The sequence below is a fragment of the Lysobacter sp. Soil_N_51 genome, assembly GCF_057655755.1.
On record NZ_JBDGLR010000004.1, the window covers coordinates 359,205 to 381,508 of the forward strand.

At 69.1% G+C, this 22,304-nt stretch carries 1 protein-coding gene and 1 pseudogene; both read right to left on the minus strand.

What is annotated here, in order from left to right:
* Positions 1 to 29 precede the first annotated feature (29 nt).
* A pseudogene (locus AC3A4T_RS09045) lies at positions 30 to 14,624 on the minus strand (amino acid adenylation domain-containing protein); the annotation flags it as partial.
* A gap of 64 nt (positions 14,625 to 14,688) precedes the next feature.
* The gene (locus AC3A4T_RS09050) at positions 14,689 to 22,248 is read right to left on the minus strand and encodes an amino acid adenylation domain-containing protein (protein ID WP_487675078.1); all 7,560 of its coding nucleotides are present in this window, start codon (positions 22,246 to 22,248) and stop codon (positions 14,689 to 14,691) included.
* Between the last annotated feature and the right edge of the window lie 56 nt (positions 22,249 to 22,304).

Consider the following 22,304-nt stretch of genomic DNA (forward strand, 5'->3'; position numbering starts at 1 on the left):
GCCCCGGCATCGATCGCGATCGACGACAGCGCCCGCTCGGGATCGCTCGCGAGCGCCGCGACCAGATTCGCCATCGCGGTCTGCATCATCATGCACACCGCGGCGGGATCGATCCCTGCCACGCACTGCACGCTGACGACGAAGCCGTGGCCGACGCCCTGATCGTCGACCGAGACCGCGACCGGATAGTTGGTGCGCTCCTCGCCGAGGACCAGTTCGATGCCCTGCCAGGTCTCGCGCGCACGCGCCAATTGTTGCGCATCGCCGATCGGACTGTGGCGATAATTGAACAAGGTATTGAACAACGGCGAGCGCGAACCCGTCGGGCTGCATCGTTGGGCCAGCGCCAGCGGCGCCTGCTCGTGACGCAGGATCGCGCTCAATTCGCCGAACGCCAGTTCCACCGCCGCGCGCAGGCTCAGGCCGTCCAGGCGGAACCGGACCGGCAAGGTGTTGATGAACACCCCCATCGCCCGTCCGGAACCGCGGATGCCCTGCAGGCGGCCCGACAGCACCGTACCGAAAGCGACATCGCCGCTGCCGCTCAGCACCGACAGACAGCGCGCCCACGCGATGTGGAACAGCACCGCCGGCGCGACCCCGAGCCGCTGCGCGTTCGCGCGCACGCCAGCGGCCAGGGCCGGCGATACCGGCTCGTGCACCGCGACCACGCTGTGGCCGCTGCCGCGCACCTCGGGTACGCCGAACACGATCGTCGGCTCGACGAAATCGGCGAAGCGTTCCTCGAAGTAACGCCGCTGTTCGGCCGCCGAGGTGGAGCGTTGCGCGGCGATGAAGTCGCGGTACGGCGCCGGCGGCTGCAACAGATCGGCGCGGTCGCGCAACAGCAGATCGACCTCGGCGAGGATCAGGTTCTGGCTGACGTGATCGCTGACCATGTGATGCACCAAAATGGCCAACAGCCAACCGTCCGCGGCATCGCCCGGATCGCGCGCGTAACGCGCCTCCAGCAGCGGCGCCACGCGCAGGTCCTTGCGCGCCACTCTTGGATCGGTGAGGCGGAACATCTGCTCGGTGCCGTCTTCCGCGGCGTCCAGTTGCAGTTCGATCGCCGGCAGTCGCGCGCGGCGCTGGACGACCTGCACCGGTTGCAGCAGCGATTCCCAATGCACGCCCGTGCGCAGCGCATCGTGGCGGTCGATGACATGCTGCAGATGGGCCAGCAGGCTGTCCAGGCGCGCACGGCCGTCGATGCGGACCACGTAGCGCAACAGGTAGGGATCGCCTTCGCGCTGGATCAGATGATGGAACAGGATGCCGGTCTGCAAGGTTCCCAGCGGATACACATCCTGGATGTTGTCCGCGCCGCCCGGCACCGCGGCGACGAGCGCGTCGATGTCGGCCTGGTCCATGTCCACCAGCGGCAACAGCGCGGGCACTATGCGCTGCGCGCCGGCCTGCAGCGGATTGGATGGCGCGGATGCGAGGTCCGTGTCGGCGGTCGATGCTTCGAGCGCGCGCGCGGCCAGCTCGGCCAGACGCGGAACCGCAAACACCGTCTGCACGTCCAGCGCGATGCCCTGCTCGCGCAAGCGCTCGATCATGCCGACGATCATCAGCGAGTGACCGCCGAGTTCGAAGAAGTGATCGTCGCGGCCGACCCGTTCGACCCCGAGCATCTCCGACCAGATCGCGGCTATCGCCGATTCGACGCCCGCGGCCGGCGCGGCATAGGCCACCAGGCCGGCGGTGCCGCTCGGCGCCGGCAGCGCGGCTTTGTCCAGCTTGCCGCTGGCCAGCAGCGGAATCGATTCCAGCGCGACGAACGCCGCGGGCAGCATGTACTCCGGCAGTCGCTCGGCCAGGGCGTCGCGCAGGCCGCGCGTGTCCATGGCTTCACCGATGACCGGCACCACGTAGGCGACGATGCGAGGCTCGCCGTCGCCGTCCCGGCGCACCGTCGCCGCCGCGTCGCGCACGGCGGAACATGCCAGCAACGCCGCCTCGATCTCGCCCAGTTCGATGCGGTAGCCGCGCAGCTTGGTCTGGCCGTCGTCGCGTCCGAGGAATTCCAGATGCCCGTCGTGGCGCCAACGCGCGATATCGCCGCTGCGGTACCAACGCGATCCATCGGCGTCGCGCAGGAACTTCTCGTCGGTCAGCGCGGGCCGGTCGAGGTAACCGCGGGCCACGCCGTCGCCGCCTATCCACAACTCGCCGGCGGCGCCCACCGGCGCGGGCTGGCCGTAAGCATCGACGACGCGCACTCGCACACCGGCGATCGGCCGGCCGATGCCGCCGTCCCAGGCCTGCGGCGCGGCGGCGCAGGCCAGCGCATGGGCGGTGGCGTACACGGTCGCTTCAGTCGGGCCGTAGGTATTGAGCCAGCGTGTCGCCGCTGTCGCCGGCAAGGCGCGCCATTGCGCCAACGCCGCCGGCTCGGCTTTCTCGCCGCCGACCACCACCAGACGCAAGTCCGGCCCGATCGCCGGACGATCGAGATCGCCACGCGTCGACGCCTGCACCCAGCGATGCCAGAACGCGGTCGGCAGATCGGCCACGGTGATCCGTTGCTCTCGCATGAACCGCTCGAAATCCGCGTCGGGCACGACCAGCGCCGCGGGACGCACGACGATCGTCGCGCCCGCCCACAACGCCGGGAATATCTCCTCAACTGAAGTGTCGAAGCTGCACGAGGCGTAGTGCATGACCCGGTCCGCGGCGCTCAGCCCGCACTGGATCAGGTGATTGCGGATCAGATGGACCACGTTGCGATGTTCGACCACGACGCCCTTGGGCCGGCCGGTCGAACCGGAGGTGTAGATCACGTAGGCGGCGTCGGATGCGGACGCGGCGGCATCCGATTCGTTCGAGACGTCCATCGCTTCGATGGGCGCGCAGGCATCTTCGATCAGCAACAGCGGAGCATCGCCGTCGCCGGCCACCCTGCCCCAGCGTTCCGCAATCGTGGCCTGCGCGATCGCCACCACTGGGCCGCAGTCGGCCAGCATGTCGGCGATGCGCGCATCCGGGTACACCGGATCGATCGGCACGTACGCGGCGCCGGCCTTCAATACGCCGAGCATGGCGACGATCTGGTCCGCGCCGCGGCCCATGACCAGCGCGACGTAACGTCCCGGACCCGCGCCGAGCGCGCGCAGGCGTCGGGCGACGCGTTCGGCGCCGGCATCGAGTTCGGCATAGCTCAGGCGCCGTTCGCCATCGACGATCGCATCGCTGTCCGGGCAGGCACGCACGCGCGCTTCCACGCCGGCGTGAACGGTCGCGGGCACGTCGTCGTCGGGCAACGTGGGACCTTGCTCCCACCCACGCAGTCGTTCGGCTTCATCGGACTCGCACAGCCGGTGCGCGGCGTGATCGGCATCGGGCCGGCTCACCAGCGCGGCGATCGCCTCGCGCAGATAGCCGGCGATGCGCGCGGCCTGGGTCGGCGACAACCGCGCGGGATCCACGATCACCTGCAGCAGCAAACGTCCGCCGGTATGCGAGAACGATACGTCGAGCGGATAACCGGTCCACTCGTGGACGCGCGATCCCAACAGCCGCAGGCCCGCGTTCTCCAGAGCGTCGTAGGCGTGGAAGTTGACGTAGTTGAAGATCGTCTCGAACAAGGGCTCGCCGCCCTGCTCGCGGTGCAGGCGGAAGTATGGGTAGTAGCGATGTTCGATCGCGCCGAGTTCGGCTTCGCGCACCTGCAGCACCAGGTCGCGCCAGCGGCCCTGCGCCATCCGCGCGCGCAACGGCAGCGTGTTGAGAAACAGGCCCAGCGCGCGGTCGCCGTCGGCGCTTTCCGGCCGCACATTGGAGACCAGCCCGGTAGTGACGTCGCTATTGCCGCACAGCGAGGCCAGCACGCGCAGGTGGGCGCTCAGCAGCAGCGTCCGCACCGGCACGCCCAGGGTATTGGCGAGATCGCGCAGGCCGCGTTCGTGATCCGCGCAGATCTCGAGCGCTTCGGCATGGTAGCTGCCCGACGCCTGCGCGCCGGCGTCATGAGCCGGCAGCACGCCGCGCTGGAAGCCCTCCAGCGCGGTGTGCCAGAACGCCGCCTGGCGCGGATCGTCCAATGCCGCCTGTTCCAGCGCCACCGCGTCGGCCGGCGACACTTGCAGCGGCCGCGGTTCCGGCTGACCGCTATCGCCGCCCGCGAGCGAGCGCAGGTAAGCGGCGAACACTTCGGTCTGCATCAGCGCCACGCTCCATCCATCCAGGATCGCGTGATGGAAACTCATCGTGTACTGGATGCGACGCTCGTCGAGCCGGTGCACGAACACCCGCCACAGCGGCGGGCGTTCGAGATCGAAGTCGCGGCCGCGTTCGCGCGCGACGAATGCGGCGACGGTGGCGGCGCGCGCATCAGCGTCCTGGGCGAGCAGGTCGACCACCTCCAGCGGCACGGGCGCCCGCGCGTGGACGAGTTGCAGCGGCTCGCTGTAGCCGCCATGGACGAAGCCGGTGCGCAGCGCGGGATGACGGCGCATCGTCGTGTCCAGCGCTTCGCGCATGCTGGTTTCGCTCCAGCTTGGCAGTTCGAGTTCGTAGCTGAAAACGTCGTGATAGGCGCCCTCGGCGCGGGCGAGCTGGGCGTGGAAGATCATGCCCTGTTGCAGCAGGGTCGCCGCATAGGCCGCTTCGATGCCGTCGGGCAGGCGCGCGCTGTCGGCGGCCGTCAATGCGCGCGGCCGCGGACGCTCGGCCGAGACTTCGACCCCGCGCACGCCAGGCGAGAGTTCGGCGATCGTCGGCGTGCGGAACAGATCGGCGATGGAGAATTCCATCGCGTGCTCGCGCGCCTTGGCGACCACGGCGATGCTGCGTATCGAATCGCCGCCGAGTTCGAAGAAATTGTCATGACGCCCGACGCGCGGCACGTTCAGCACCTGCGACCAGATGCGCGAAAGCGTTTGTTCGGCCTCGCCTTCCGGCGCGGCGTAGTCGCGTTGTGCATACGCCGCCGAGTCCGGCGCCGGCAGACGGCTGCGGTCGAGCTTGCCGTTCGCGCTCAGCGGCCACTCGTTCACTGCCACGTAAAGCGCCGGCACCATGTATTCGGGCAGTCGTTCGCCCAGCGCCTGCCTTAGCGCGGCCACCTGCAGCGGCTCGCCTTCGACGTAAGCCACGAGTCGCGGATCGCTGCCGCCGTCGGTATGCGCGCACACCACCGCCTCGCGGACGCCCTCGCATTGGCGCAGCGCGCTTTCGATCTCGCCCAGTTCGATGCGGAAGCCGCGCAGCTTCACCTGGAAGTCGTTGCGGCCGAGGTAGTCCAGCGCGCCGTCTTCGCGCCAGCGAGCCAGATCGCCGGTGCGGTACAACCGGTCGCCCGCGACGAACGGGCTGTCGATGAATCGCTGCGATGTCAGTTCGGGTTGGTTCCAATACCCGCGACCTACCTGCACGCCGCCGATATACAGCTCGCCGACCGCGCCGAGCGGCACCGGTCGCAAACCGCCGTCCAGCACGTACATCCGCACGTTCGGCGCCGGCCGCCCGATCGGGACCGCGCCGCTTTCGCCGACCGTGCAGGTCCACCACGTCACGTCGACCGCGGCTTCGGTCGGGCCGTAGAGGTTGTGTAGTTCGACCTGCGGATACGCCGAGAGGAATCGGTCGCGCAGTTCGCCGCTCAGCGCTTCACCGCTGCAAAGCACCGCGCGCACGTTCGACAGCGAGTCTTCGCGTCCATGCCGCAGGTACGCGTCCAGCATTGACGGCACGAAGTGCAGCACGGTCGTGCCGCTGCGTTCGATCAGCTCGCTCAGATACACCGGGTCCTGATGGCCGCCCGGACGCGCCAGCACCAAGCGCGCACCGACCGACCACGTAAGGAAGAACTCCCACACCGATACGTCGAAACCGAACGGCGTTTTTTGCAATACACGGTCGTTCGGGCCCACGCCGAACACTTCGCGCGCCCATTGCAGACGGTTGCATACCCCGTCGTGCTGGTTCATCGCACCCTTAGGCGTACCGGTGGAACCGGAGGTGTAGATCACGTAGGCCAGATGATTCGGCCTCAGACCCAGCGCCTGCGCGTCCGGATCGGTCTCAATGCGCGACCACGACTCGGGCTCGTCCAGCCGCAGCATCGTTTCCGTTGCAGGCGAGTACTCGGACAACAACACTGCCCCGGCCGCATCGGCCAGCACCAGCCGCGGCCGGCAATCGGCCACCATCGCCTGCACCCGCTGCGCCGGCAGCGACGGATCCAGCGGCACGTAAGCCGCGCCGGACTTCAGAATTCCCAGCAAACCTACCGTCATCGCCAGACCGCGCTCGACGCACAGCCCGATCCGATCGTCGGGACGCAAGCCCCGCGCCAACAAGGTATGCGCAAGACGATTGGCCTGAGCATTCAACTCGCCGTAGGTCAGCTGCGAGCCTTCGAACTCCACCGCCACCGCATCGGGCGTCGTTCGCGCCTGCGCTTCGAAACCGGCATGCAAGGTCGCCATCGGTGGGTAGACGCGATCGGTCGCGTTGAATTCTTCCAGCAGCAACGAACGCTCGCACGGCGGAAGCACGCCGTCCGCGCCCTGATCGCTCGCCAGCGCCTCCAGCGCGGTACGCAGATAGCCGATCAGGCGGCCCGGGTCCGCCGCCGCTGCGGAGTGCGAGCACTGGGCGAGGATGGAGAATCCCTCGTCGGTATCGTCCACCGCGATGGCGATCGGGTAATTGGTGCGTTCGCCGCCGGCGACCAGACGCATGCCCTGCGTCGCCAGCGCCTCGGCGGCGCGGGCGTCGGCAGCTTCACCCCGACGATAGTTGAGCAAGCTGCTGAACAACGGGGTCGGCGGCGCGACCGCGCTGCAGCGCTGCGCCAACGACAGTGGCGCCTGTTCGTGCGCGAGCAGCGCGTTGAGTTCGTCCTGCATCGCACGCAAAGCCGCGTCGACGGTCGCGGCGGCGTCCGCGCCTACATCCGAGGCATCCAGTCGCACCCGCACCGGCAGGGTGTTGATGAACACGCCGAGTGCGCGATCGGCCCCGGCCACGCCCTGCAAGCGGCCGGACAGCACGGTGCCGAACACCACGTCGTCGCGGTCCACGCAGGCCGCGAGCACCCGCGCCCAGGCCAGATGGAACAGCGCCGCGGGCAGCACGCCGATGCGCTGCGCGCGGGCGCGCAAGGCTTCGGACAATGCGCCCGGCAACTGCTCGGTCGCCTCGCGCAACGCGCTGCCGTCGCCGCGTACATCGTTCGCCCCGAACGGCAAGGTCGGTTCGGCGAGGTCGGCCAGGCGGGCGCGGAAATACGCTTCGTGCGCCTGCCGCGGCACCGACAGCGTATGCGCGATGAAGCGACGGTACGGCAGCGGCCTCGGCAGCTCGTCGCCGGACATCAAGGCCAGCACTTCGCGCATCATCATCGCCAGAGTGACGTGATCGCAGACCGCGTGGTGGGCGAGCAATCCGAGCAGGCATTCGCCGCTGTCGGCCGCGTGCACGCGATGGGCGGCGAGCAGCGGTGCCCGGCGCAGATCCAGGCGGGTGCGATCCGGATCGGTCGCCGCCAGCAAAGCCGCGGTGGCGGCATGTGCGTCGGCCATGCGGCCGTGATCGATGCGCGGCAACACCGCCTGCCGGCGCACGACCTGCAACGGCGCTTCCACGCCCTCCCAGTGCAGCGCCGTGCGCAGGATGTCGTGGCGATCGATCACCGCCTGCAGCGCATCCAGGAACGCATCGGCCTGGGCGTCGCTGTCGAACGCGATCACGGTGCGCAGCAGATACGCGTCGCCGCTGCCGCCGAGCAGGTGGTGGAACAAGATCCCTTCCTGCAACGGCGCCAGCGAATACATATCCTGCACATTGCCCGCGCCGCCATCGACCGACGCGACAATCGTATCGATGCGCGCCTGATCCAGCGTCACCAGATCGAGCATATGCGGCTCGATCCGCGTCGCGTCGACCGCGATGCCGCTGGCATCGGTCGCGAACGCGTCCGACGCTTGCGCGTCGTCGAGCGTACGCAGCCGCGCCGCCATCCGTGCCAGCTCCGGCGTGTCGAACACCGCGCGCACGTCGAGGATGCGGCCGCCGTGACGCAGCCGCTCGATCAGCGCGATCGCCGACAGCGAGTGCCCGCCCAGTTCGAAGAACGAGTCGTCACGTCCGACTTCATCGATGCCCAACACCGCCGACCAGGCCTCGGCCAATGCGGTTTCCTCGGCGCCTTGCGGCGCGGCGTAGGCGCGGCGGACCACCGCCTCCTGTCCTTCCGGCATCGGCAGGGCCGCGCGATCGACCTTGCCGTTGGAGGTCAACGGCAACGCGTCCAACACGACGAAGGCCGACGGCATCATGTAGTCCGGCAAGCGCGCGGCGAGACGGTCGCGCGTGGCCGCGGCCGACCACGTTGCCGGATCGACCGGAACGACATAGGCGGCCAATCGACGATCGCCCGGCGCGAACTCGCGTACCTCGACCAGCGCCGCATGCGCGTCGCCCGCATCGAGCAACTGCGCCTCGATCTCGCCCAGCTCAATGCGGAATCCGCGGATCTTGACCTGGCTGTCCAGGCGTCCGAGGAACTCCAGCTGTCCGTCGCCGCGATGGCGGGCACGATCGCCTGTGCGGTACATCCGCGCCTGCGGATCGTGCGCGACGAACGGGTCGGACAGGTAGCGCTCGGCGGTCAGCGCTTCGCGGCGGAAATAGCCGGCGCTGAGGCATTCGCCGCCGATGTACAGATCGCCGGCCACGCCTTCGGGCACCGGGTTGAGATCGGCGTCGAGCACGTAATAGCGCGCGTTCTGGATCGGCCGGCCGTAGGGAATGCTCGGCCATGCCGGATCGACGCGCCCGATCGGGAAATAGTTCGACCACACCACCGCTTCGGTGGCGCCGCCCAGGCCGATCGGCCGGCAGTTCGGAAACGCGGCGCGGACCGCGTCGGGCAGCTCCAGCGCGATCCAGTCGCCGCTGAAGAACGCCAGTCGCAACCACGGCGATTGCACGCCGTCCTGCAAGAACGGCACGAGCTGGGCGAACACCGCCGGGGCCGAATCCCAGAAAGTGATCCGTTCCTCGCGCAGGATCTTGACCAGGGCGCGCGGGTCGGCGACTTCCTCGCGCGTGGCCACGCGCACCCGCCCGCCCGAGCCCAGGATGCCGAACAAGTCGTACACCGACAGATCGAAGCACAGCGAGGTGGTGAACAGCAGAGTGTCGTCCGCGCCCACGCCGAAACTGCGCTCCACCCATTCGAACAGATTGACCGCCGGGCGATGCTGCACCATCACGCCCTTCGGCAGGCCGGTCGAGCCGGAGGTGTAGATCACATACGCGAGTTGGTCGGAAACGATGCCGAGCGAAGCCGCATCGGGGTCGTGATCGGGATAGCCCACCACCGCGCGCTCATCATCCAGGCGCAGCACCTGCATCGGCGGGTCACCCGCATCGAGCGCGGCCAAGCCGAGCACGCCGGGATCGTCGAGCAGATGGCCATCGGCCAGCAGCGCCACCGGCGCGGCGTCTTCGAGCATGTAGGCCAGGCGATCGGGCGGGTATGCGGGATCCAGCGGCACGTAAGCGCCGCCGGCCTTGAGGATGCCGAGCAGCGCCGCCACCATCGCCACGCCGCGTTCGGCGCAGATCGCGATGCGCTCACCCGGACGCACGCCCATGGCCAACAGGCGATGGGCGATCCGGTTGGCGCGCGCGTTGAGTTCGCCGTAGCAGCAGGAACCGCCGTCGGCGATCACCGCGACCGCGTCCGGGCGCAGGCGCGCCTGACGCTCGAAGCCGGTATGGATCAGATCGTCGCGCCGGTACGGCACGGCGGTCGCGTTGAACTCGTCCACCAGTCGCGCGCGCTCGCGCGGCGGCAGCACCGGCAACGCATGCGCGGGGGTCGGATCGTCGCATTCGACCGCCGCCAGCAGGCGTTCGATCGCGCAGGCGTAACGCTCGGCCATGGCCGCCGCGTCGATTCCCGGCGCGCACATCGCGACCAGGGTGATCGCCTGACCGGCCAGATCCACCGACAGGGTCAGCGGATAGTTGGAACGTTCGCGGCCGGCATGCACGCGCAGGCCTTGCAGGCCCGCGTTCGCCTGCTGATCGGGGTCCGAAGCGAGTTCGGAACCCGATCCGGCATGGCGCACGTTGAGCAAGGCCGTGAACAACGGCAACGGCGCCTCGACGTCGCTGCAGCGCTGGGCCAACGCCAGCGAGGCCTGCTCATGCCGCAACAGTTCGGCCAGCGCCTGGCGCGTGCGCTCGACCAGTGCGTTCGCATCGACGCCGTCGAGCGCGATGCGCAGCGGCAGTGTGTTGATGAACACGCCGAGCGCGCGCGCCGCGCCGGCTTCGCGCATGCGTCCCGACAGTACCGAGCCGAACACCACATCGCGACGGCCGGTGCACGCGGCCAGGGTCAGCGCCCAGGCCGCGTGCAGCAAGGCCGACAGCGGCACGCCGCGCGCGCGCGCCAGCCGGTGCAGGCGCAGCGCCAGTTCTTCGCGCAATGGCTGACGCGACTCGGTCGCGGCCGCGCCGGCATCGCGCACGTCCAGGATCGCGAACGGCGCGGTCGGTTCTTCAACATCGCCGAGCGCGCGCCGGAAGTACGCCTCGTGATCGGCGCTGCCGCTCAGCCGCGCGCGCGCGATGAACTCGCGGAACGGCACCGCGGCCGGCAATTGCGCGCCCTTCCCCGCCAGACGCATGGCGATTTCCTCGACCACCTCCGCCAGGGTGATGTGGTCGCTGATGAAGTGATGGTTGACCAGCGCGAGCAGCCATTCGCCGCCCTCGTCCGCTATCGCGTAAGCGCGCAGCAGCGGACCTTGGCGCAGATCCAGGCGCAGCCGCGCCGGATCGGTATGCGCTTGCAGCGCCGCGCGCGGGGTCTGACCCGGCTGCGTCGCGATCTGTTCCAGTTGCAACGTCGCCCGGCGCAACACCACTTGCACCGGCTCCGGCACGCCTTCCCAGCAGGCCACCGTGCGCAGCACGTCGTGGCTGTCGATGGTCGCCTGCAGTTCGCGCAGGAACCCGTCCAGGCGCGCGCGGCTGTCGAACCCGATCACCGCGCGCAACAGATAGGTGTCGCCTTGGGTCTGCAGCAGATGGTGGAACAGGATGCCTTCCTGCAGCGGTGCGAGCGGATAGATGTCCTGGATGTTGCTCGCGCCGCCCGGCACCGCCGCGGCGATCGCATCGATGCTCGCCTGCGGCAAGGCGATCAGCGGCAGCATGTGCGGCTCGATGCGCTCGGCGTCGGCGGGAATCAGGTTCGGCGGTATCGCGACGGCCGTTTCCGAGGCGCCGTCCAGTGTCATGCGTCGCGCCAGCGCCGCCAGTTCCGGCGCGGAGAACACGTCGCCGACCTGCAATCGCCAGCCCGCGCGCGCCAGCGGTTCGACCAGCCGCAGGATCCGCATCGAATCGCCGCCGAGTTCGAAGAAATTGTCGTGACGCCCGACGCGCGGGACGTTCAGCACCTGCGACCAGATGCGCGCCAGCGCTTGTTCGGCCTCGCCTTCAGGCTCGGCGTAGTCGCGTTGTGCGTACGCCGCCGAGTCCGGTGCCGGCAGGCGGCTGCGGTCGAGCTTGCCGTTCGCGCTCAGCGGCCATTGCGTCACTGCAACGTACAGCGCCGGCACCATGTACTCGGGCAGTCGTTCGCCCAGCGCCTGCCTTAGCGCGGCGACTTGCAGCGGCTCACCTTCGATATACGCCACCAGCCGTGGTTCGCCGCCGCCGTCGGCATGCGGGCATAACACCGCCTCGCGGACGCCATCGCATTGGCGCAGCGCGCTTTCGATCTCGCCCAGTTCGATGCGGAAGCCGCGCAGCTTCACCTGGAAATCGTTGCGGCCGAGATACTCCAGCGCGCCGTCTTCGCGCCAGCGACCCAGGTCGCCGGTTCGGTACAGCCGGTCGCCCGCGACGAAAGGGTTTTCAATGAATCGCTGCGATGTCAGTTCGGGCTGGTTCCAATAGCCGCGCCCGACCTGCACGCCGCCGATATACAACTCGCCGACCGCGCCGAGCGGTACCGGTCGCAAACCGCCGTCCAGCACATACATCCGGACGTTCGGCGCCGGGCGACCTATCGGAACCGAGCCGCTTTCGCCGGCCGTGCAGGTCCACCATGTCACGTCGACCGCGGCTTCGGTTGGGCCGTAGAGGTTATGCAGCGCCACGTGCGGATACGCCGACAGGAATCGGTCGCGCAATTCGCCGCTCAAGGCTTCGCCGCTGCACAGCACCGCGCGCACGCCCGACAGCGAACCCTCGCGTCCATGCCGCAGGTACGCATCCAGCATCGACGGCACGAAGTGCAGCACGGTCGTGCCGCTGCGTTCGATCAGCTCACTCAGATATGCCGGGTCCTGATGGCCGCCCGGACGCGCCAGCACCAAGCGCGCACCGACCGACCAGGTAAGGAAGAACTCCCACACCGACACGTCGAAACCGAACGGCGTCTTTTGCAAGACGCGGTCGTCCGAACCGACAGCGAACACTTCGCGCGCCCACTGCAGACGGTTGCATACGCCGTCGTGTTGGTTCATCGCGCCCTTCGGCGTGCCGGTCGAACCGGAGGTGTAGATCACGTAGGCCAGATGATCCGGCTTCAGACCCAATGCCTGCGCGTCCGGATCGGTCTCAATGAGCGACCACGACTCGGGCTCGTCCAGCCGCAGCATCGTTTCCGATGCCAACACCTCGGCGGACAACAGCACCGCGCCAGCCACATCGGCCAGCACCAGCCGCGGCCGACAATCGGCCACCATCGCCTGCACGCGTTGCGCCGGCAGCGACGGATCCAGCGGCACGTAAGCCGCGCCGGACTTCAGAATTCCCAGCAAACCTACCGTCATCGCCAGACCGCGCTCGACGCACAGCCCGATCCGGTCGTCCGGCCGCACGCCCCGCGCCAGCAAGGTATGCGCCAAGCGATTGGCCTGAGCATTCAACTCGCCGTAAGTCAGCCGCGAGCCTTCGAACTCCACCGCCACCGCATCGGGCGTCGTTCGCGCCTGCGCTTCGAAACCGGCATGCAAGGTCGCCATCGGTGGGTAGACGCGATCGGTCGCGTTGAACGTTTCCAGCAGCAACGAACGCTCGGACGGCGGAAGCAGCGCCAGCGCATCGACCGGCGCGGCGGGATCCCGCGCCATCTCGAGCAGCAATCGCTGCAGGTAATCGGCCCAGCGCTCGACGCTCTCGTGGCGGTACAGATCGCCGTCGTAAGTCAGGCTGCCGACGATGCCATCGGCGGCTTCGCTAAGATTCAGCACCAAGTCGTGGCTGGCGGTCTGCTGCTCCAGCGGGAAGTCCTCGATGCGCAGGCGACCCAGCCGCAGTGTCGCCGACGGCGTGTTGTTCAACGACACCAGGGTCTGGAACAGCGGGCCGTGGCCGAGCGCACGCTGCGGACGCACCGCGTCGACGATGCGATCGAACGGTACCTCCTGGCGTTCGAAGCAGCTCAGCAGTTCGTCATGCACGGCGCGCACCAGGCGCTCGGCGCCGATGCTCTCGTCCAGCCGTACCCGCACCGGCAAGGTGTCGACGAAGAAACCGATCAAACCTTCCAATTCGGTGCGCGGACGATGCGCGACCGGCATGCCGACGACCAGGTCGCGCTGGCCGCTCATGCGCGCCAGCAGCACGTTCCAGGCAGCGAGGATGACCGCGAACGGGGTGGCGCCGCAGCGCGCGGCAAGCGCGCGCACCGCAGCGCTCACGGTTTGCGGCCAGCCGATGACGACTCGCGCGCCGCGATGGCGCGCCACGCCGGAACGCGCGAAGTCGCCGGGCAGCGTCGACAGCATCGGCGCGCCGTCCAGCGCCTGCCTCCAGGCCGACAAGGCGGCGTCGAAGCCGTCGCCGTGCAGACGCTCGCGCTGCCACGCGGCGAAATCCACGTATTGCAGCGGCAATGGCGGCAGTGGATCGGGCAAGGCGTCCAGGCGCGCGGCGTACAGCGCCGCGAGCTCGCGCACCAGGATGCCGATCGACCAGCCGTCGGAGACGATGTGGTGCTGGGTCATCACCAGCACGTGGTCCTCGTCGGCGAGGCGGATCAGGCGCGCGCGCATCGGCGCTTCGCGCTGCAGGTCGAACGGCATTCCGGTTTCTTCGCCGCACAGTTCGCGCAGCCGCGATTCGCGTTCGCCGTGATCGCCAACGCCGGACAGATCGGACTGCGCGAGGGCGAAATCGGCCGCGTCGACGATCGTCAACTCCGGCTCGCCGTCGCGGTCGAGAATGCGGCTGCGCAGGATCTCATGCCGCGCGGTCAGATCGCTCAGCGCGCCCTGCAGCACGTCGCCACGCAACGGACCGAGCAACCTCAGCGCGGCGCCGATTCGGTAGGCATCGCCGCCGGCGCCGCCGAGACGGTGCAGAAACCACAGCCGACGCTGGCCCCACGACAACGGCAACGGGCCATCGCGATCAATGCGAGCAATGCCGGTGGCGTCGGTGTTCGCCTGCGCACCAGACGCGCGCAGACGCTTGAGCGCGACCGCGCGGCGCAACGCGTCCAGCCGGTTGCGCGCCGCTTGCTCGTCCGTCACGCGCTCGCCCGCCCCGCCCTCGCCCGCGTGGTCGCCGCGGATGCGATCGTCGCCGTCCTGCCGCTGTCCGTTGTCGCCTGCATCGTCTCGATTTTGCGTCATTACCTGGATTCCATTTCGTCGTCGGTCCCGCACGTCCATCGTTTCGCCCATCGGGCCACGGCGCTTATTCGTCCAGCAGCGCCAGCAGTTCTTCTTCGCTGAGCCCGTCGAGACCCGCGCTGGCCTCCTGCACCGCCTGGGCATCGAAGGCCGACAGGCCTTTCTCGGTCGCCGCGGCCGCCATCGCGGCCAATGTCGTATGCGCGAACACGTCGCGCACGGTCAGGGCGATGCCCAGGCGCTCGCGTACCCGGAGCGCAAGCTGCAACGCGGACAGCGAGTGGCCGCCGAGCAAGAAGAAATCGTCGTCGCGGCAAACCTCGGCGACGCCGAGCAATTCGCTCCACAGCACGGCGAGGTCGCGTTCGCCGCGGTCGGCCGGCGGCTCGCGACGGCTGGCTAGAGCGGGACCGCGTCCCGGCGCCGGCAACGCGCTCAGATCCAGCTTGCCGTTGGCGGTGGTCGGGATCCGCGCGACGAACACGTAATGCGCCGGGCGAAGGTACTCGGGCAGCACCGCGACGTGCGCGCGCAAATCGCGCTCGAGCGCGCCGCGTCCGTTCCAGCGCGCCGCCTGCGTCGCGAGTGCGCGCGGTGCGTCGGCCGGTGACGCCGCCTCAGGACGGATCGCATAGACGTTGTGCAACGCGGTTCCGGCCAGCGCCGCATCCTGCTCGCTGGCGACGGCGAAACCGTGGCTCTCGAGCAGATCGCGCACGCGCGCCAGCCGCCCGTCCACGTCGTGCACTTCCACCGCCACCTGACGCACGCGTGGCCAATGCGAGGGATCGATGCCGAGCAGCACCTCCAGCTCCGCGCCTTCCACATCCACCTTCAGCAGATCGATGCAAGCGACCTCGTGTTCGTCGATGATCTGCGAGACGGTTCGCAACGGCCTTCGCACCCGTTCGCCCTGCATGCGCTCGTCCAGCAGTTCGTGCAGATCTTCGCCGGTGCCGGAAGCATCGACGGAGGACGAACTCAGATAGGACTCGACCACGCCGCGCGAGACATCGGCATCGAGCACGCTGCTGGAGACGATGCTGTTGTGCGGATAGAAAATGAACTCAGCCTCGCCCGGCGCCGCGGCCAGGCCGCAATCGTAGACGGTCGCGTCCAGCCCGCGCAGTTCGGCGTTCAAGCGCAGGATGCGGTGCACCTGCGGGATCGGTTCGAACGCGAAAATCCGCGCGTCGCGGCAGTGCGCGCCGACGTACATCGCGAACATGCCGATGTTCGCGCCGACGTCGAACACGCAGCAGCCGTCGTCCAGGCGCACGCCGTGGCGGCGATAGGCATCGCCGCCGAAAATCTCCTCGTGCAGGAAGCGCGTTTCACTGGTGTTGAGATGGAACACCTCGCCGAGGCCGTCGAGTTCCAGCGTCTGCGCATCCGTCTGCGCCGCCAGCGCAGCCATCGCGCGCGGCAGCGCGGCGTTGCGCGCCGACGGCAGCGCATAGGCCACCAACTTGCGATCGCCGTCGCCGAAGTCGCGCGCGACCACGCGCGCGTCGTCCAGGCCCGCGTGCGCGGCCAGGCAGGCTTCGATTTCGCCCGGCTCGACCCGGTAGCCGCGGATCTTTACCTGGAAATCGCTGCGCCCGAGATACTCGAGCGCACCGTCCTCGCGCCAACGGCCCAGGTCGCCGGTGCGGTACATCCGCCCTTGCCGCGCGAACGGATCGGGCAGGAAGCGCTCGGCGGTGAGCTGCGGGCGATTCCAATAGCCGCGGCCGACCTGCACGCCGCCGATATACAACTCGCCCGTCGCTCCCAGCGGCACCGGCCGGTGTCGCTGGTCGAGCACGTACATGCGCGTATTCGCGATCGGCCGACCGATCGGCACCGACTCGGGCGCGCGCTCTTCGCAGGCCCAGCAAGTCACGTCCACCGCCGCTTCGGTCGGTCCGTACAGGTTATGCAGCCGCGTTTGCGGCAGCCATTGCCGGAAGCGCTGTTGCAGCCGCGCCGACAGCGCTTCGCCGCTGCACAGCACCTGCCGCAGTCCCTTGCAGGCCTCGGCATCGCCCGCGTCGAGGAAGGCCTGGAGCATCGACGGAACGAAATGCGCCATGGTCACTCCGCGCTCGCCGATCGTGCGCGACAGGTAGGCCGGATCGGATTGCCCGCCCGGCCGCGCCAGCAGCAGCCTGGCGCCGCTCAGCAGCGGCAGGAAGATTTCCCACACCGACACGTCGAATCCGAACGAGGTCTTCTGCAACACGACATCGCCTGCATTGACGCCGAAATGATCGCGGGCCCACAGCAGGCGATTGACCACGCCGTCGTGCTGGTTCATCGCCCCTTTCGGACGGCCGGTCGAGCCGGAGGTGTAGATGACATACGCCAGGTTGGTCTCGCTCAAATCCGCTACCGGCGCGGCCTGCGCGCCGTAATCGGACCACTCGCTGCTGTCGTCCAGTCGCCAGACCCGCTCGCATGCGGCCGCCAGTTGCGGCAGCGTTTCCACCAGGCCCGACTGCATCAACAGCACCGCCGCACCCGAGTCCTCCAGCATGTAGCTCAAGCGCTCGTGCGGATACGCCGGGTCCAGCGGCACGTACGCGGCGCCGGCCTTGAGGATGCCGAGCAGGCCGATCGGCAGATGCAGCGAGCGCTCCGCGCAGATCGCGACCCGCGCCTCCGGTCCGATCCCGGACGAACGCAGCCGGTTCGCCACGCGGTTGGCGGCGGCGTCGAGTTGCGCGTAGCTCAAGGTCTCGCCTTCGTATTCCACCGCGACCGCATCGGGCGTGCGCGCGGCCTGCGCTTCGAACAAGCCATGCACGGTGAGCCCGCGCGGATAATCGACCGTGGTGGCATTGAACTGCTCCAGCGTGAGCGCGCGCTCGGATGCGGGCAGCACCTCGAGATCGCACACGCCGGTCGCGGAGGCGCTGCCAAGCGCTTCGGCCAGGCCGTCAAGCGCGAGATCGAGCAAGCCGATAGTACGCACCGGATCGATCTCGCGCGCACAGTGCACGACCAAAGTGAAGCCGTCGCCTTCGTCGTTGACCGACATCGACAGCGGATAGTTGGTGCGCTCCTCCATGAACAACACGCGGATGCGGTCCCAGTCGGCGCCGCCCGGGCCGGGCTCGGCCAGGGACACGGTGTGGCGGTAATTGAGCAGCGTGGTGAACAGCGGTTGCGGCGCGGGCACCGCACTGCAGCGCTGGGCCAGCGCCAGCGGCGCGTGCTCATGTCCCAGCAGCGCCGCCAGTTGCGCGACCGCCGCGTCGACCGCGCTGCCGGCATCGCGCCGGTCGATGCGCAGGCGGAACGGCAGCGTGTTGATGAACACACCCATCATCTCGTCCACGCGATCGCCGCCCATGCGTCCGGACAGCACGGTGCCGAACACCACGTCGTCGCGTCCGCTGCAGCGCGCCAGCACTTGCGCCCAGGCCACGTGGAACAGCGCGGCCGGCGCGATGCCGCGCGCACGCGCAACGGCGCGGATGCGCGAGGCCAGTCGCGCCGACAGCGACTGCCGCGCCTCGTGCAACCCGGACGGGCCGCCGCGCAGCGTATCCACGCCGAAGGCGACGGTCGGCGCGTCGACATCGCCCAGCAAGTCGGTGAAATAGGCTTCTTGCGCTTGCGCCGATTGCGAGGCGATCGCGGCGATGTGCTGGCGGAACGGCACCGGACGGGGCAATTGCGCGGCGCGGCCGTCGAGCAAGGCCGCGACCTCGCGCAGGATCAGTTCGAGGGTGACGTGATCGCTGATCAGGTGATGATTGACCAGCGCGAGCCGCCATTCCCCGCTTGCGCGATCATCGGCGCGATTATCGGTGTTGTCGCCGGCGCGCTCGGGCGCGGCATGCAGCGCGATCAGCGGCGCGCGATCGAGCGCGATGCGGACCGTCGCCGGATCGGCGATGCGCGACAGCCAGGCGACCGTGTCCTCGCCCGCCGGCACCGTCGCTTCGCGCAGCAGCAGATCGACCTCGCGATGCACCACCTGCACCGGTTGCGTCAGGCCCTGCCAGTGAATCGAACTACGCAGGATGTCGTGCCGCGCCACGACCGTGCGCAGCGCCTCCACGAAACGCTCGAGTCCACGCCGGTCCGAGAAGCCGAGCACGAACGTCGACAGATACGGATCGCCGACATCTTCTGCCAGATGATGGAACAGGATGCCCTGCTGCAACGGCGCGAGCGGATACACGTCCTGGATGCCCGACGCGCCGTCCGGAACCCGCGCGGCGATGCTGTCCAGCTCGACCTGCGACAGACCCGCGAGCGGGACCATGTCCGGTTGCAGCCTGGTCGCGTTTTTAGGCACCCCGCCCGCGTCGATCGCGCTCGCCGCGCGGCCGGTGCCGGCATCGAGCTGCGCGCAGAACGCATGCAGCACTGGGGCTGCGAACACCGCGCGCACATCGACCGCGGCGCCTTGCTCGCGCAGCCTGGCGACCATCCGGATCGCGAGCATCGAATGCCCGCCCAATTCGAAAAAGCCGTCGTCGCGTCCGACCTGTTCCAGCCCCAGCAGTTCGCGCCACAGCGCCGCCACCCGCTGTTCGGTCGGCGTCAGCGGCGCCACGAAGCCGCGCACCGCCATCGCGCCGCGGTCCGGCGCCGGCAGCGCATTGCGGTCGAGCTTGCCGTTGGGCGTCAGCGGTAACGCCGCGAGCCGCACGATCGCCGCCGGCACCATGTACTCGGGCAAGCTCGCGACCAGCCCGGCGCGCAACGCCGACGGATCGGGCTCGGCGCCGTCGTGCGCGACCACATAGGCCACCAGCCGCGCGTCGCCCGGCCCGCCGCTCTCGCCGGCTTCGCCCGCGCGCGCCACCACCACCGCCTCGCGCACGTCCGCGGCCGCGAGCAGTTGCGCTTCGATCTCGCCCAGTTCGATGCGGAACCCGCGGATCTTGACCTGCTGATCGTTGCGCCCGAGGTATTCCACGCTGCCGTCGTCGAGCCAGCGGCATAGATCGCCTGTGCGATAGACGCGGCCGCCGGCCGGATCCAGCGGATCGGCGACGAAACGTTCGTCGGTGAGGTCGGGACGGTTGAGATAGCCGCGCGCGACCTGCACGCCGCCGATCAGCAACTCGCCCGGCGCGCCCACCGGCACCGGGCGCATCGCCGCATCGACGATGTAGAACCGCGTGTTGGCGATCGGCCAGCCGATCGGCGCGCGCGCGCCCGGATCGTCCGGCCGGCAACGCGCATAGCAGACGTTGACCGAGGTTTCGGTCGGTCCGTAATGGTTGAACAGCTCGGTCCCCGGCAGCACCTGGAAGAAGCGCTGGGCGAGTTCGTACGGCAGCGCTTCGCCGCCGGAAAACACCTGCCGCAGGCAGGTGCATTGGCCGAAGCGCGGGTGATCCAGCATCGCCCGCAGCAAGGTCGGAACCAGCTTGAGCCGGGTCGCGCCGCCGCGCAGGATTAACTCGACGAGATAGTCGGCGTCGAAATGGCGGCCCGGCGCGGCGACCAGCAGACGCGCGCCGCAGATCAGCGCGCTGAAGAAATCCCAGATCGAGGCGTCGAAGCTGAAGGGCGTCTTCTGGATCAGGATGTCGCGGGTGTCCATCGGGTATTGCGCGCGCAGCCACGCCATGTGATTGGCGATGCCGCGGTGATGCACCATCACGCCCTTCGGCCGGCCGCTGGAACCTGAGGTGTAGATGACGTAGGCCAAGTGATCGGGCGTCAGTTCAGTCGGCGCCTCGTCCGTCGCCTCGAGCGGCGTCGCTGGATACGCCTCGACCTCGCCCCATTGCGTGTCCAAGGCCAGAGTTTCGCGCGAGGCTTGCGCCGGCCACATCGATGCCAGCCGCGCCTGACTCAGCAGAATGCGCGGGCATGCGTCCTCCAGCATGTAAGCCAGACGATCGAGCGGATAGGACGGATCCAGCGGCAGGAACGCGGCGCCGGCCTTCAATACGCCGAGTTGGGCCACCACCATTTCCAGCGAACGTTCCATGCCGATCGCGACCAGCACGTCGGGGCCGCATCCACGCGCGCGCAAGTAACGCGCCAGACGATTGGCGCGCGCATCCAGTTGCGCGTAGCTCAGCTGCGCGCCTTCGAATTCCACCGCCACCGCCTGCGGCGTTATGCGCGCTTGCGCTTCGATCATGCGGTGGATCAACAGTTCTTCCGCGAACACGGTCTCGGTGCGGTTGAAGTCGCGCAGCAGCCTCGTGCGCTCGCCGGGACCCAGTGCATCCAGCGCGTCGACCGCGGTCGACGGCGCGGCCTGAGTCAGCGATTCGAGCGCGGCGAGAAAGTGGCCGGCCCAGCGCTGCGCGGTGGCGGCGTCGAACAGGTCGGTGGCGTATTCCAGCCGGCCCTGGATGCGTTCGCCGTCGTCGCTCAACGCCAGGGTCAGGTCGAAATGGGTCGCGGCCTGCTCCAGGCGCACGGGCTCGACCCGCAACTCGTGCAGGTCCAGCGCCGCGACCGGGGTGTTGTCGAAATTCAACATGGCCTGGAACAACGGCGCATGCGCGAGGCTGCGCGCGGGCCGCACCGCGTCGACCACGCGTTCGAACGGCACGTCCTGCGCCGAGTAGGCGAACGACAGGGTCTCGCGGGTGCGCTGCATCAGCGTCGCCACGTCGGGCGCATCGCGCAGGTCCACGCGCAGCGCCAGGGTGTTGACGAAAAAGCCGATCAACCCTTCGACCTCGCTGCGGCCGCGATTGGCGGCCGAAACGCCGACCACGAGATCGCGCTGGCCGCTAAGCCGCGACAGCAGCACCGACCAGGCGGCGAGCAGCACGTTGAACGCGGTCGCGTCCCAGGCCAGGGCGAACTCGCGCACGCGCGCGGCCAGCGCGGCGGGCAGCGCCACGGGCACCGTCGCCCCGGCGAAGCTCTGCTGAGGCGGTCGGGGGCGGTCGGATGGCAGGGCCAGCAGACCGGGCGCATCGCCGATGCGCGCGCGCCAGGCCTCCAGTCGCGCCTGCATCGCGGCGCCGTCGTCGATATCGCGTTGCCATGCGGCGTAGTCGCCGTACTGCAGCGGCAGCGGCGGCAAGGGATCGGCGGCGCCGAGACGACAAGCCTGATACAGGGCCGCGATCTCGCCGACCAGCACGCCGAGCGACCAACCGTCGGAGACGATGTGGTGCTGCACCAGGATCACCACATGCTCGTGCTCGTCCATCCGCAGCAAGCGGCAGCGCACCAGCGGCGGCCGGCTGAGATCGAACGGCGTGGCGCATTCCTCGGCGACGATCGCCTGCATCCGCGCCTGACGTTGATCCGCCGGCAGTCCGCTCAAATCGTCCTCGCGCATCGGCATGCCGATGTCGGCGGGCGCGGGCTGCGCGCGCGCCGCGCCATCGCGTTCGACGAAGGCGCAGCGCAGGACTTCGTGCCGCGCCACGATCCGGTCCAGGGTCGTCCGCAGCGCGGCGCGATCGAGCGTGCCACTCAGACGCAACGCCGCCGGCAACAGATAGGCCGTGGCGCTGGCCGGTTCCAGCCGGTCCAGAAACCACAGCCGCTGCTGCGAGAACGACAGCGGCAGGCCTTCATCGCGGTCGGCGATCGCGATCGTCGTCGACGCGGGCGCGGCCTCGCGCATGCGCTTGTCCAGCGCGCGCTGCAGGATCTTGCGCTTGAGTTGTTCCAGGCTGAGGGTGTCGTCGGTCATCGGGGACTTTGCGGTTGCGGTTACGTCAGGAATGCGGAATAGACGGATGCGGACTT

Bases quoted from the DNA above. Each gene is read 5' to 3' on its own strand.
- AC3A4T_RS09050 (WP_487675078.1), bottom strand. From the start codon at position 22,248: ATGACCGACGACACCCTCAGCCTGGAACAACTCAAGCGCAAGATCCTG.